This is a genomic window from Cronobacter sakazakii (assembly GCF_000982825.1).
GTDB lineage: Bacteria > Pseudomonadota > Gammaproteobacteria > Enterobacterales > Enterobacteriaceae > Cronobacter > Cronobacter sakazakii.
Genome location: NZ_CP011047.1, coordinates 3408482 through 3421412, shown reverse-complemented (window position 1 = coordinate 3421412; position 12931 = coordinate 3408482). Strand labels below are relative to the sequence as shown.

At 54.1% G+C, this 12931-nt stretch carries 13 protein-coding genes and 2 tRNA genes; 6 read left to right on the top strand and 9 right to left on the bottom strand.

Annotated features, from left to right (window positions below):
- Position 1: 1 nt before the first annotated feature.
- The 4 genes from CSK29544_RS16310 to CSK29544_RS16295 are packed head-to-tail and all read left to right on the top strand — an operon-like array spanning position 2 to position 2306.
- Complete coding sequence (locus CSK29544_RS16310; protein ID WP_042390100.1) at positions 2 to 499, top strand: DUF4123 domain-containing protein; 498 nt, start codon at positions 2 to 4, stop codon at positions 497 to 499.
- The gene (locus CSK29544_RS16305; RefSeq protein WP_029038944.1) at positions 496 to 837 is read left to right on the top strand and encodes a hypothetical protein; all 342 of its coding nucleotides are present in this window, start codon (positions 496 to 498) and stop codon (positions 835 to 837) included. Before CSK29544_RS16310 ends, CSK29544_RS16305 begins: the two co-directional genes overlap by 4 nt.
- A complete protein-coding gene (locus tag CSK29544_RS16300) occupies positions 838 to 1590 on the top strand; it encodes a Tox-REase-5 domain-containing protein (RefSeq protein WP_029038943.1) in 753 nt (250 codons plus the stop codon).
- Positions 1587 to 2306 carry an Imm52 family immunity protein gene (locus CSK29544_RS16295; protein WP_029038942.1) on the top strand — a complete coding sequence of 240 codons (720 nt, stop codon included), beginning with the start codon at positions 1587 to 1589 and terminating at the stop codon, positions 2304 to 2306. Before CSK29544_RS16300 ends, CSK29544_RS16295 begins: the two co-directional genes overlap by 4 nt.
- 63 nt (positions 2307 to 2369) lie before the next feature.
- Here CSK29544_RS16295 and CSK29544_RS16290 read toward each other — a convergent pair whose 3' ends face one another.
- The 4 genes from CSK29544_RS16290 to mdtK all read right to left on the bottom strand — a co-directional run bounded on the left by CSK29544_RS16290 (position 2370) and on the right by mdtK (position 4458).
- On the bottom strand, positions 2370 to 2594 hold the full coding sequence (locus CSK29544_RS16290) for a hypothetical protein (RefSeq protein WP_007891844.1): 225 nt from the start codon (positions 2592 to 2594) through the stop codon (positions 2370 to 2372).
- 138 nt (positions 2595 to 2732) lie between these two features.
- Positions 2733 to 2809 (bottom strand) — tRNA-Val (locus CSK29544_RS16285).
- Between the two features lie 9 nt (positions 2810 to 2818).
- Positions 2819 to 2895: transfer RNA gene (locus tag CSK29544_RS16280), tRNA-Val, on the bottom strand.
- A 189-nt stretch (positions 2896 to 3084) separates the two neighbouring features.
- The gene (gene mdtK, locus CSK29544_RS16275) at positions 3085 to 4458 is read right to left on the bottom strand and encodes an MdtK family multidrug efflux MATE transporter (protein WP_014729006.1); all 1374 of its coding nucleotides are present in this window, start codon (positions 4456 to 4458) and stop codon (positions 3085 to 3087) included.
- Between the two features lie 236 nt (positions 4459 to 4694).
- Between mdtK and CSK29544_RS16270 the strand changes: the two genes are divergently transcribed.
- On the top strand, positions 4695 to 5345 hold the full coding sequence (locus CSK29544_RS16270) for a riboflavin synthase (RefSeq protein ID WP_007891842.1): 651 nt from the start codon (positions 4695 to 4697) through the stop codon (positions 5343 to 5345).
- A 16-nt stretch (positions 5346 to 5361) separates the two neighbouring features.
- On the opposite strand, the gene CSK29544_RS16265 is transcribed toward CSK29544_RS16270, so the two are convergent.
- The 5 genes from CSK29544_RS16265 to punC all read right to left on the bottom strand — a co-directional run bounded on the left by CSK29544_RS16265 (position 5362) and on the right by punC (position 11892).
- On the bottom strand, positions 5362 to 6282 hold the full coding sequence (locus CSK29544_RS16265; protein ID WP_029038941.1) for a LacI family DNA-binding transcriptional regulator: 921 nt from the start codon (positions 6280 to 6282) through the stop codon (positions 5362 to 5364).
- A 44-nt stretch (positions 6283 to 6326) separates the two neighbouring features.
- Entirely contained in the window at positions 6327 to 7712 is a 1386-nt protein-coding gene (gene gmuD / locus CSK29544_RS16260; RefSeq protein ID WP_007891831.1) for a 6-phospho-beta-glucosidase GmuD, read from the bottom strand.
- 53 nt (positions 7713 to 7765) lie between these two features.
- A complete protein-coding gene (locus tag CSK29544_RS16255) occupies positions 7766 to 9085 on the bottom strand; it encodes a PTS sugar transporter subunit IIC (protein WP_007891828.1) in 1320 nt (439 codons plus the stop codon).
- Between the two features lie 194 nt (positions 9086 to 9279).
- Positions 9280 to 10428, bottom strand: coding sequence for a cyclopropane fatty acyl phospholipid synthase (gene cfa / locus CSK29544_RS16250; protein ID WP_007891825.1), 1149 nt, complete (start codon positions 10426 to 10428; stop codon positions 9280 to 9282).
- A gap of 288 nt (positions 10429 to 10716) precedes the next feature.
- On the bottom strand, positions 10717 to 11892 hold the full coding sequence (gene punC / locus CSK29544_RS16245; RefSeq protein ID WP_012124924.1) for a purine nucleoside transporter PunC: 1176 nt from the start codon (positions 11890 to 11892) through the stop codon (positions 10717 to 10719).
- Positions 11893 to 12003: 111 nt separating this feature from the next.
- Between punC and punR the strand changes: the two genes are divergently transcribed.
- Positions 12004 to 12915 (top strand): DNA-binding transcriptional activator PunR, encoded by a 912-nt coding sequence (punR, locus tag CSK29544_RS16240; protein WP_007849630.1) that lies wholly within the window; start codon positions 12004 to 12006, stop codon positions 12913 to 12915.
- Positions 12916 to 12931: the final 16 nt, after the last annotated feature.

Below are 12931 nucleotides of genomic sequence, written 5' to 3'. Positions count from 1 at the left end.
CATGAGCCAAAGCTTTCGTATTGCAGTACAACAGTTACTTTCATCAACAAATATCTCGCTGTATGGGCTGGTTGATGGACTTCAGTATGAACGTTTTACCGGCAAAGAGCTGATAAAGGAAAAGAATGCAGTAGTGCCATTATTTGATCGCTATCCTGACTCGCGTATTGCTTTTGCTGGTCCCTGGCTGGTTGATATGCAAAGACGTATGAATTTCAGCGAACAACTGGTTGCGCTCGAGATTTTCTGTCCTTCGGTATCATGGATTACAACCTCAGTTAACCTGGACCAGCTTGTAAAACATTTACAGCAATTTATGAACATTATCCTTCCCGAAGGTGAAACAGCCTTGCTTCGCTTTCAGGATCCGAGGGTTCAGCCGCGTCTGGGTACCATACTGGACGAAGAACAGCACAGTGAATTAACCGGAATAACAACAGGGTGGGTCAGTCTTGTAAATAATCAGGTTTATTCGCTCAGGGAAAAGGAATTCATATGATAAAGCTGACGGCCATACAGTATAAAGAAATAATACATTCTGAGGAGAGGGATTATATTGAAAAAACAGCCTCTGGAATCTTGGGGGAGTATAAGGATTTAGTGAAATCTGAAGAAGATCTCTTACACCGGCTTATGGACGCGTTTTCTTATATAAAGAAGCTGGGGTTCACCGATAAAAAAGCTATTCGTTCTTTTCTTTGCCTGACGGCCTTTAATGATAATTTTTATCTTAACCCCAAAATTAGATCCCTCTTAGAAAGGCCGGGGTGTATTCCTGAACAGCAATACCGAGATCTGCTTTATGTTGCGAAGAATAAAATCAGAAGGATGCCGTAAATGACAGGACTGGTTTTAGAGGCCGTGGTTGTGGGACTGGAGGAAGCGGGAGCCTATCTTGTCAGTGCCTGTACCGGTGTGTTAATAGCAGCAGGGATAATGGATGAAGAAGAAAACATTCCTGTGGAAGAGAGTATCGCTGAGAACAGTGAGAAAACAATTTCCGGATTCATTTATCAGGGCAAAGCAAATGATATGATACTTAATGAGCCGATGGTCGTCAGTTCAGAAACCCATGCGGATTTCTGGGAAGACGACATGGATTATTCAGAAACGGTAAGTACGGAAAATACAAAAACCCAGACATCCGCTAAGACGCAAACAGATGAAAGGAAGTGCAAAAGCTGTCCGCCAGAGGGAAAAGTGATGCCGATGGTGAGGCGTTGTTCGCGCTGGAGCATGGTGACAATCAGTTACCAGACACGTATCTGCGGGACGTTCTATAATCCTGAAACGAAACAGATAGAGGAGTCTAAATATTGCGGCGTATCGTTTGATGGGTGGAAAGATAAGCTGTGCCAGTTCTGGGAAGCAAAGGCACGGTATGATCAGTTTTTCAGGGATGATGGTTCGAAGAAACCGTGGTGGACAGGTAACCATAGTGCTATTAATCAAGCATCCCGTCATCAGGCGGTTGCAACAGTAAATCAGCCATTAAAAGTGGTTTGGATATTTATGCAACCTTTAAGTTATGAATATTTCAGAAAGTTGTTTAAAGATTATAAGGATATTATTACGAGGTGGCAACCATGAATGAACTGTTTAATACGTCAATAAATATACATTCTTTGAATGCATACGACATTACAGTAGCTGATTGTGTGAATGAACTATACAGAAGCGCATTGGTCATCAGAAATCTTACGAAAAAAAATCAAACATGGTATTTAACTGGCTACTCAAGGAAAGATGCATTAAAATATGTTGTTTTTAATGGTGATGAACCTAATAAAAATATAATGGATATTTTTCAATGCCATTATAAAAAGAACCATCCTTTAGTCAACGAGTCTATATGGAATGGTCAACCCGATGGACTGGCTTGCTCAATATCTCATTTTATGAAGTTTATAGATAACCCCAAAAAATCAAATCTTATAATAGATATTGATCAGATGGTTATGAATACTTCGGACATGATTGATTCCTTGCTCCTGTTAGCTGAAGGAAAAAAGAAAACATGGATATCAGTAGACTCAAAAGGTTATTGGTACCATGATCGTAATATTTCTCCTGACAGGATATATGTCGGCTGGATGTTATATTTACCCCACGTGGTTTTACCTGAAATAGTACCCGAGGCAGCTAAAGTGGTACCGGTTTCCGACGGTGAAAAGCAAAAAGGAACCATAGTGATTTCAACCGACGAAATATTTGACGGAAACAACATAGAACACATCCGTAAAGCTAACGATATAGAAATAAGGCTTCTGGATCTTGGTTTGTTACCGTTGATGACAGAGCTCTAATACAGCCTAAAATATGACCTCATGAACCAGTTATGAGAAGCGGACTTACAGTTCGCCTGGCGTTTACTGTCTTGAGCGGATTTTGACTGCTGCACGCTGGTAGATGGCATCCGGAAAATGAATATATAAATCCTTGCCGACGGCCAGCTTAACTCTCATTTTGACGTCCGCCTGCCGTACCGCGAGCCGTCCGGCCTGTATGACGGCGCACAGGAAGCGGTCTGGGGCGTGCGCACCAGGCATAACGCCGTCATCGGCAGGGTACAGGGGCGTAATGATGACCTCCATTAGATTGGCCACTGGTAACTACCACAGAATCCGCATAATACGAAATCATGTGCAGGCCCAGTCTGAAAGATTAAGTGAGATGACGTGTATCAGAAGGTTTAGGACGAAACAAAAAGAGGAAACCTGAAGACTACTGAATGGTGCGTCCGAGTGGACTCGAACCACCGACCCCCACCATGTCAAGGTGGTGCTCTAACCAACTGAGCTACGGACGCACATTAGGATGGTGCGTTCAATTGGACTCGAACCAACGACCCCCACCATGTCAAGGTGGTGCTCTAACCAACTGAGCTATGAACGCATTGCTGTGTGACAGCGGGGACGAATATTAACGGCAGCCCCGGCGCATGACAAGGGGCAAACGTCAATTTTCTTTCATATTTCACGCGATTGCCGCGTATTTGCGCAGAATGCTGACAAAGTGATCGGTGTGTTGGGCAGGCAGGCGTCAGACGGATAAAAAAACGCCGCCCTCGGGGCGGCGTCTGGATTAGCGCGCGGCACGCGCCAGTATGGTTTCCGAGGGCTGACGTTGCAGGTAACGCATACGCCACATCATCATGATAGCGGCAGAGGTCAGGCCGAGTATAAAGCCAAACCAGAAGCCCGCCGGGCCCATGGGTTCCACGACCCAGTCGGTCAGACCCAGAATGTAGCCGCTCGGCAGACCCAGCACCCAGTAGGCGATGAAGGTGATAAAGAAAATCGATCGCGTGTCTTTATAGCCACGCAGGACGCCACTGCCGATCACCTGAATCGAATCCGAAATCTGATAAATCGCCGCCAGCAGCATCAGATGCGAGGCGAGAGTGACCACTTCCGGGTTGTCGTTATAGAGCAGGGCGATAGGCTCGCGGAATACCACAGTAAAGAGGGCCGTCAGCACGGCAAGGCAGATGCCGACGATAATGCCTGTTCGTGCCGAGGTTTGTGCCTCAAGCGTCGAACCCTGCCCGAGACGGAAACCGACGCGAATGGTCACCGCAGCGCTCATCGACATCGGCAGTACAAACATGAGCGAGCTAAAGTTGAGCGCAATCTGGTGGCCCGCGACATCGACAATCCCGAGCGGCGACACTAACAGCGCCACGACCGCAAACAACGTGACCTCAAAAAACAGCGCCAGCGCCACTGGCATACCAATCTGCGCGAGACGACGGATAACCGGCCAGTCAAAGCGGCGGCTTGCGGGCTCAGGCCGAATATCACGCATCGAGCCTGCGCGTTTAACCCAGAAGCGCATGCAGAAAAACATCACCCAGTACACCGACGCAGTCGCCACGCCGCAACCGACGCCGCCCAGTTCCGGCATACCAAAATGACCGTAAATGAAGATATAGTTCACCGGAATATTCACCAGCAGGCCGATAAAGCCCATTGCCATGCCCGGCGTGGTTTTGGCGAGCCCTTCACACTGGTTACGCATTACCTGAAAGAAAAGATAACCCGGCGCGCCCCACAGCAGCGCACGCAGGTAATTCACCGCTTTGTCGGCGAGAACCGGGTCGATATTGTGCATCGCGTGGATGATATAACCGGCGTTCCATAACACCAGCATGATAAGCACAGACACCAGCCCGGCCAGCACAAAGCCTTGCTGCACCTGATGCGCGATGCGGTCGCGGCGACCGGAGCCGTTAAGCTGAGCGATGACTGGCGTAAGCGCCAGCAGCAGGCCGTGACCAAAGAGGATGGCGGGGAGCCAGATAGAGGTCCCGATGGCGACCGCTGCCATATCGGTGGCGCTGTAGCCACCAGCCATAACGGTATCGACAACCCCCATCGAGGTCTGGGCGATTTGCGCGAAAATCACCGGGATTGCCAGAGCTAATAACTGACGCGCTTCGACAAAATACTTCTGCACGTGAACACCTGTATATTGTTGTTATTTGAGAGACAAAAAAGCCGCCGCAAAGGGCAGCAAGAAGAAAATGCAGGGGAATTAGTCAGACTATTGTAGCGAGAGTTCACTATTAAGCCAGTGAAATAATGCGCTTAAGACCGCTCAGGCTGGCAAGGGCATATTCCACCTGTTATTGTTCTGGTTATGAATCTCGCGGCCGCGCGCCGCCATGTTAGCGAATCCAGGAGTGGCAAAATATGTTTACCGGTATTGTTCAGGGCACCGCGAAAATCGTGGCTATCGATGAAAAACCGAATTTCCGCACCCATGTGGTGGAGCTGCCAGATGAGCTGCTGCCGGGGCTTGAGACGGGCGCATCGGTGGCGCACAACGGCTGCTGCCTGACGGTAACGGAAATTAACGGCAACCGTGTCAGCTTCGATTTAATGAAAGAAACGCTACGCATTACTAACCTTGGGGATTTACAGACCGGCGATGTGGTCAACATTGAACGCGCCGCGAAATTCAGCGATGAAATTGGCGGGCATTTAATGTCCGGGCATATTATGACCACGGCGGAGGTTGCGAAGATCCTGACATCGGAAAATAACCGGCAGATCTGGTTTAAAATTCAGGACCCGACGCTGATGAAGTATATCCTGCACAAAGGCTATATCGGCATTGACGGTATCAGCCTGACGGTAGGGGAAGTGACGGCGACGCGGTTCTGCGTTTTCCTGATCCCGGAAACGCTCCAGCGCACCACGCTTGGCACGAAAAAACTGGGCCAGCGGGTGAATATTGAAATCGATCCGCAGACCCAGGCCGTAGTAGATACAGTTGAGCGTGTACTGGCGTCTCGCGAAGCCGCCGCAGCCATTACCGCCCAGCTTCACCCCGCCGAATAATCTATCGCGGGTACGCTCAGGCGCTCACCAGCGTTCCGCGTACCCGTTCGCCCGGCGCGCCGCCTGAAAGCAGCGCCACCGCCTGCCGGGCGATACTCTCCAGCGAATACCCGATGGCCGGAACGCTCTCAAGCCCCACACCGCGCCCTGAGCTCTCAAGACTGAACACCAGCACCTGCTCCGGCACCGCGAAACGGTATTCGCGCAGCATCGCCACCGCTTCGCGCGCCTGACTGTCATCGGTCACCAGCAGCGCATTAAATTTCACGCCGCTGTTGATAAGCTTTTGCAGGGCGATACGCAGCACCGGCTCATCTTCAATGACGCGCTGGCGATGAAACGGGATCAGGTGGTTTTCCGCCGCCTGGCGATAGCCCTGTAAGATCTCTGCTGCCGCATCGCCCGCCGGGAAGTTAATCAGCGCGATATCGCGCCGCTGGTGGCTGCATAAATACTGCACCGCCGTCTGCGCGGCAAACAACCAGTCGAACAAAATTCCCTGTGCGGTTGCGGCACTCAGACAGTCAACCAGAATCACGTCGTTATCAAGCGGGGGCAGAGGAAAGCGGGCCCCGACAATCATCAGCGCGTCGCAGAGGCCGGAATCCAGCTCGGCGCGGGCGCGTGTCACCTCTTGCGGCGTACTCGCAAAACGCAGCAGAAGGTGTTTACCCTGCCGGCTGAGCTCTTTTTCCAGCGCCTGTAGCCAGCAGGTAGCCTGCTGAATATGTTCGCTGGCGCAAATCACGCCGATGCAGTGGGTCATCTGGCTTGAGAGCGACTGCGCAATGGCGTTCGGCTGATAGTTCAGCATCTCGGCGGCACGCAGCACCGCGAGACGGCTCTCTTCCTTGACGCCGCGATTGCCGCTAAGTACGCGGGAAACAGTGGCTTTCGAGACGCGCGCCAGGCGCGCGACATCATTAATGGTGGACATCGTGTTTTCCTGCAAAGCGTGGCGGCGCGAAGGCCGCCACTCGGTTACTCATCAAACCCGTTCCTGGCCGCTACCTGGCGGTACCATTCACCGCTCTTTTTGATCGTGCGTTTCTGGCTTTCCAGATCGAGCGATACAAAGCCGTAGCGGTTCTTGTAAGCGTTGCACCAGGACCAGTTATCAATGAAGGTCCACATGTGGTAGCCCAGACAGCGGCTGCCTTCGCTGATGCCCTTATGCAGCCATTTCAGGTGATCGCGCACAAACGCAATGCGATAATCATCCTGAATCTGCCCGTCGCGCTCGAAGCGCTGTTCATTCTCAACGCCCATGCCGTTTTCTGAGATATAGCAGCGCGGGTTGCCATAATCTACACGCAGGCGGGTGAGGATGTCGTAGACGCCCTTCTCATAAATTTCCCAGCCGCGATACGGGTTCATTTTGCGGCCCGGCATTTCATAAGCGCTGAAGAACCACTCCGGCATGAACGGGCTCTCCGGATTGACCTGCGAATCACGACACTGAATGCGACGCGGCTGATAGTAGTTGATGCCGAGCAGATCCACCACACCCGCCGCCAGCAGCTCTTTATCGCCGGGCTGGCACGCAGGGAGTTGATCGTATTGCGCCAGCAGCGCGACTAAATCTTCCGGGTAACTGCCGCGCAGCGCCGGATCAAGGAAGCTGCGGTTAAACATCAGATCGGCGATGTGCGCCGCTTTCACGTCTGCCGGGTTTTGTGAACGCGGGTAAGAAGGGGTGAGGTTCAGAATAATACCGATTTCGCCGCCGTCGTTACGCTCGTGGTAGGCCTTCACCGCACGGGCATGGGCCAGCATCGTGTGGTAGGCGACGGTCGCGGCGCGGCGGAAATCGACCACGTTCGGGTAGTGGAAGTCATAGAGGTAACCGCCTTCCACCGGCACAATCGGCTCGTTGAAGGTAAACCAGTGCGTCACTCTGTCGCCAAACAGTTCAAAGCAGGTGCGGGCGTAGGCTTCAAACGCGTCGATAACTTTACGGTTCTCAAAGCCGCCCTGTTCCTGCAGCGCTAACGGCATATCGAAGTGGAACAGGTTTATGAATGGCGTAATGCCCTGGCGCAGAAGCTCATCAATTACCTGATTGTAGAAGGCGACGGCTTCCTGATTCACCGCGCCGGTGCCATCGGGGATCAGGCGCGCCCAGGAGATGGACGTGCGGAAGGTATTATGGTTAAGCGCCTTGAGTAGCGCGATGTCTTCTTTCCAGTGCTGATAAAACGTGGAGGTCTGCGCCGGGCCAACGCCGTGGTGGAAACGCTCTGGCTGCAGGCGGAACCAGTGATCCCATGTTGTTGGCGTTTTGCCGTGGCTCAGGCTTTCACCCTCAGTTTGCGGCGCCGAGCTGGCGCTGCCCCACCAGAATCCTTCAGGAAATGAGTAGTGCATATCCATCCTCATAGCGTAGTCAGGCGCCTGCCAACAGGGCAGGCGCGATAAAATCAGGCATTATTCGTGACAGTGTCACCTTCGGTGTTGTCCTGCGCCGCTTCCTGCTTTTGCAGGGTGCGCTCGTAGGCTTTCACAAACGGGTAGTACATTAATGCCGACATCACCATACAAATCAGGCACATGATGACCGGACTGAAAGCCCAGTTCGCAGCCCACGACGCGCCGATGGGCGCGGGCGTGGTCCACGGCGTCAGCGAGACGACCTGCGCCAGCCAGCCGAGTTTGGTCGCGGTCCAGGCAAGAACGGCGTTCACCATCGGCACCAGAATAAACGGCAGGAAAAAGACCGGGTTCATAATGACCGGCGCGCCAAACAGAATCGGTTCGTTGATGTTAAACATACTCGGCACGACGCCCATTTTACCGATGGTACGCAGATGCACCGCGCGGCTGCGCAGCAGCAGGAACGCCAGCGGGAGAGTAGAGCCAACGCCGCCAATCAGCAGGTAGTGATCCCAGAACCCTTGCAGATAGATATGCGGCAGCGCCTGGCCCGCCGCCAGTGCGGCCTGGTTGGCGGAGAGGTTCGCCATCCAGAACGGGTTCATAATGCCGGTGACGATCAGCGCGCCGTGAATACCGGCAAACCACAGGATCTGGCAGATCAAAACGGAAATCAGAATGGCCGGGAGAGAGTCAGACGCCGCGACCAGCGGTGAAAGCAGGTGCATGATCGCTTCCGGCAGGATCATGCCGGTAGTGGATTCAATGATAAGGTTAAGCGGATGAAGCGTAAGGACAATGACCACCACCGGGATCAAAATTTCAAACGAGCGCGCGACGCCGGTCGGCACCTCTTTTGGCAGGCGGATAGTAATGTTGTGGCGCTTCAGAAAGGCATACATTTCGCTCGCGTAAATCGCGGTAATAAGCGCGGTGAAAATGCCCTGACCTGAGAAATACTGCGTGGAAATTTGCCCGTCTTTATAGGGCGCCGCCACCAGCAGAAAGGCCATAAACGCCAGCAGGCCGGTCATGATAGGGTCAAGCTTATAGTGCTTGCCAAGACTCGCGCCAATACCGACCGAGATAAAAAACGTCATGACGCCCATGCTGAGATTAAACGGCAGCATCAGCTGCTCGCGATATTTCAGCGAGAGATCGAGCCATGCGCGACAAAAGCCAATTTGCGTATCCGGCGAGAAAGGCGGGAAGATAAAAACCAGCAGAAACGAACCGATAATCATAAACGGCAGGGCGGCAAGGAAACCATCCCTGATAGCCACCACGTGACGCTGCGACCCCATCGCACCCGCCAGCGGTGTAATTTTATTTTCAATAACATGGACCATACTCTGGTACAGACTCATGACACGTTTCCTTAATCAGGCAGAGGGAATAGCGCTCAGTTTGAAACAAAACGGAAACCGGTTTCCACGTGTCTGTCACCTGATTGCTGCCGGGATCACTTTTATCGAAGGAAACGTCGCGAAAGCGTGAGAAATATCACAAAGCGAGGAAGAGAGAGTGGCAAAAAGCCCCCGGCATGCGCCGGGGTGGACGCTTAACGGGCGACGCGCAGGCCGTTTTCCACGCCGCGGCTGAAGACCACCTGCCACAGCTGAATGTCCCGCGCGCGGAAGGCACCCGCACAGGCGTTGAGATAATAGGTAAACATGCGTTTAAAACGCTCGGAATAGTTATCCGCAATTTCCGGCCAGGCGGCCAGGAAGCGCGCATACCAGGCCATCAGCGTTTTATCGTAGTCCGCCCCGAAGTTATGCCAGTCTTCCATCACGAAGTGCGGCTCGCTGGCGGCGGCTATCTGGCGCGCCGAAGGCAGGCAGCCATTCGGAAAGATGTACTTATCAATCCACGGGTCTACGTTGTTATCCGTTTTCCGTGAGCCGATGGTATGCAGCAGGAAAAGCCCGTCGGGCTTGAGGTTGCGGTCGGCAACCTCAAAATAGGTGGCGTAGTTTTTCGGGCCAACATGCTCAAACATGCCTACCGAGACGATGCGGTCAAACTGTGAATCGAGATCGCGGTAATCCTGCAACAGAATGGTGACATCCAGCCCCTGGCAGCGTTCCTGCGCCATTTTTTGCTGCTCGGCGGAGATGGTCACGCCGGTGACCGATACGCCATAATGGCGCGCGGCAAACGCTGCCAATCCGCCCCAGCCGCAGCCGATATCCAGCAGCGTCATGCCAGGCTTAAGCTGAAGTTTTTCGCAGATAAGTTTTAACTTCGCCTGCTGGGCGTCTTCCAGGTTGTCCGCCTCTTTCCAGTAGCCGCAGGAGTACTGCATGTATGGGTCGAGCATGCGGCTGAACAGATCGTTACCAAGATCGTAATGCTCTTTGCCGACAATCCAGGCGCGTTTTTTGGTTTGCAGATTGAACAAACGAGCGCCGAGAATACGCAGCGTATCTTTCAGGTGACGTGGCAGTTGCTCTTCCAGCCCCGCGCGCAGCACTTTAGTGAAAAAGAGATCGAGCCGCTCGCACTCCCACCAGCCATCCATATAGCTTTCGCCAAGACCGAGGGAACCTTCCTGTAACACCCGTTTAAAAAAGTCAGGATTTTTCACCTGAATGTCGGAAGGAGCAGCGCCGTTAACGGCGATCCCGGCCCGGCTGAGCAGTTCAGTTGCGATGCGATACCAGTGGTTATCCGGTATGCTGACTTCTTCTATACACGATGAACTCATAGCTTCTCCATCACTGATGTGATCAGAACCTTCAAACAGCGTAGTCGCAATTTTCGGTATGTGAGAAATATCACGGAAAGGTCCGCGAGCCTGATATCCGACGTAGAACAGAGGAAGGGAGATGACCCTTGCCAGAAATGTCATTCCAAATAAAAACGGGAGCCAGCAGCTCCCGTTACTACATAATATTTATGCTAATTATCGTAGAGCCGCGAACCAGTATAGGCCTCGCTTTACGATGATTCAACTGTTGACCGTTAGCAGGCTAATCACAAAAATTTCATATTTTCACGCGGCTGATGATTGCGTAAACCGTTGACGGCCACGCAACCGAAAGCCGAGGCCCGCCAGCACCACTGTTGCCAGCATAACGCTGGTGGTTGACAGCAGCGGGGTCGCGACCAGCCACGACACCACCAGGCTTGCCACAAAACAGAGCCCCAGCTGGAGCGTGTTTTGCAGCGCGGCGGCGCGTCCGGTGGCCTGCGGGAACGGCAGCAGCGCGGCGGCGACCACGATAGGGTAAATCGCCCCGTTCGCCATCGCCATCAGGCAGAAGGGAATAAGCAGTGTGGTGAGCGTAACGGCGTCGCTTAACCCCACAAGCCAGGTGGCGAGCACGCTCAGCGCGAAGCCTGCCAGCAGCCACGGCAGCAGCGTTTCGCCATTCCATTTTTGCAGCGCGCTGCGACAGCCATAGCCGCCAATCAAAAACGCGATAGTTTGCGGCACGTAGCTCAGTCCGATTACCGCCGGGCTGTAACCCATCTCATGCAGAATAAACGGCGAACCGGTGAGCCAGGCGAAGAAACTGGCGGAGCAGGCGGCATAAATCAGCACATTGCCGCTGTAGACGCGCGAGCGCAGCAGCATCATAAAGCTCAGCGGCTCGCCGCCTTTATTGCCCTGAGGCGCGCCGGAGGGCAGACGCAGGGCCGGAATCATCAGCGCCACCGTAATGGCAAACAGCACCACAAAAATCGCCTGCCAGGAAAAGTGATTCAGGATCCAGCTGCCGAGCAGCGGTGCCAGGGCCGGAGAAAGCCCCACCAGCGGCATAATGGTCGCGAAGATACGACGCGCCTGCTGCGCCGGGTAGCGGTCGGTCACCAGCGCCTGCCAGCTTACTGCGGCGGAACAAACGCCCACGGCCTGAATAAAGCGCAGGGCCAGCAGCGCGCCCGCGCTCTCAACCCAGACGGTGCCAAGGCAGCCAAGCGCGAAAATCCCAAGCCCCGCCAGCAAAACCGGACGACGGCCAAAACGGTCAGAAAGCGGGCCCCAGACGAGCTGCGCCAGCGCGAAACCGGCCAGGAAAAGGCTTAGCGAGGCGCTGATAGCCGAAGGGGCTGTGTGCAGATCCGCTTCAATAACGGCGAACGCGGGCAGGTACATGTCGGTCGCCAGAAAACCGAGCACGCTCAGCCCGGCCAGCCAGCAAAGAAATCCTTTATCAGGTCGCATCACATTAACTCACTTCTTATTACGCGAAAGAGCCAGGAGTGTACGGAGTGCAATCCCGCTTGTGAAACGCTAATATTTGCCCATTCCATTCAAAAAATTTGCAGGCAGATAATGTGGTCTGAATATTCCCTGGAAGTGGTGGACGCCGTGGCGCGCACCGGCAGCTTTACTGCAGCCGCCGCAGAACTGCACCGCGTGCCTTCTGCCGTCAGTTATACGGTGCGCCAGCTTGAGGAGTGGCTTGCGGTATCGCTCTTTGAGCGCCGCCATCGCGATGTGGTTCTGACACCCGCCGGAGCCTGGTTTTTGCGGGAAGGGCGTTCTGTTATCAAAAAAATGATGATCACCCGTCAGCAGTGCCAGCAAATCGCCAACGGATGGCGCGGACAGCTCTCCATCGCGGTGGATAATATCGTGCGCCCGGAACGCGTCCGGCGGCTGGTGCTCGATTTCTACCGGCACTTCTCTGATGTGGAGTTGCAGGTGTCGCAGGAAGTCTTTAACGGCGTCTGGGACGCGCTGGCGGACGGGCGCGTGGAGCTTGCGATTGGTGCCACACAGGCGATACCGGTCGGTGGGCGCTTCGCGTTTCGTGATATGGGCATGCTGAGCTGGCGTTGCGTAGTGGCGCACCATCATCCGCTGGCACAGCACGCGGGCGCGCTCAGCGACGACAGGCTGCGCGATTACCCGTCGCTGGTGCTGGAAGATACATCGCGATCGCTGCCCAAGCGCATTACCTGGCTTCTGGATAACCAGCGGCGCGTGGTAGTGCCGGACTGGCACTGCGCCGCCGATGCGCTGAGCGAAGGGCTCTGTATCGGCATGGTGCCGACACATTTCGCGAAGCCATGGCTCGATAGCGGGGAGTGGCGCGCGTTGACGCTGGAAAACCCGTTCCCGGACGCCGCCTGCTGTCTGACGTGGCGGCAAAGCGACGCCTCGCCCGCGCTGCGCTGGCTGCTCGATTATCTGGGGGACAGTGAAACGCTGAACAAGGAGTGGCTGCGGGAGCCGCAGTGATACGGCTCCCGGAAGG

What these genes read in the sequence shown, in the direction of transcription:
- CSK29544_RS16310 (WP_042390100.1), top strand. Translation starts at nt 2, where the DNA reads ATGAGCCAAAGCTTTCGTATTGCAGTACAACAGTTACTTTCATCAACA.
- CSK29544_RS16305 (WP_029038944.1), top strand. Translation starts at nt 496, where the DNA reads ATGATAAAGCTGACGGCCATACAGTATAAAGAAATAATACATTCTGAG.
- CSK29544_RS16300 (WP_029038943.1), top strand. Translation starts at nt 838, where the DNA reads ATGACAGGACTGGTTTTAGAGGCCGTGGTTGTGGGACTGGAGGAAGCG.
- CSK29544_RS16295 (WP_029038942.1), top strand. Translation starts at nt 1,587, where the DNA reads ATGAATGAACTGTTTAATACGTCAATAAATATACATTCTTTGAATGCA.
- CSK29544_RS16290 (WP_007891844.1), bottom strand. Translation starts at nt 2,594, where the DNA reads ATGGAGGTCATCATTACGCCCCTGTACCCTGCCGATGACGGCGTTATG.
- CSK29544_RS16270 (WP_007891842.1), top strand. Translation starts at nt 4,695, where the DNA reads ATGTTTACCGGTATTGTTCAGGGCACCGCGAAAATCGTGGCTATCGAT.
- CSK29544_RS16265 (WP_029038941.1), bottom strand. Translation starts at nt 6,282, where the DNA reads ATGTCCACCATTAATGATGTCGCGCGCCTGGCGCGCGTCTCGAAAGCC.
- gmuD (WP_007891831.1), bottom strand. Translation starts at nt 7,712, where the DNA reads ATGCACTACTCATTTCCTGAAGGATTCTGGTGGGGCAGCGCCAGCTCG.
- CSK29544_RS16255 (WP_007891828.1), bottom strand. Translation starts at nt 9,085, where the DNA reads ATGAGTCTGTACCAGAGTATGGTCCATGTTATTGAAAATAAAATTACA.
- cfa (WP_007891825.1), bottom strand. Translation starts at nt 10,428, where the DNA reads ATGAGTTCATCGTGTATAGAAGAAGTCAGCATACCGGATAACCACTGG.
- punC (WP_012124924.1), bottom strand. Translation starts at nt 11,892, where the DNA reads ATGCGACCTGATAAAGGATTTCTTTGCTGGCTGGCCGGGCTGAGCGTG.
- punR (WP_007849630.1), top strand. Translation starts at nt 12,004, where the DNA reads ATGTGGTCTGAATATTCCCTGGAAGTGGTGGACGCCGTGGCGCGCACC.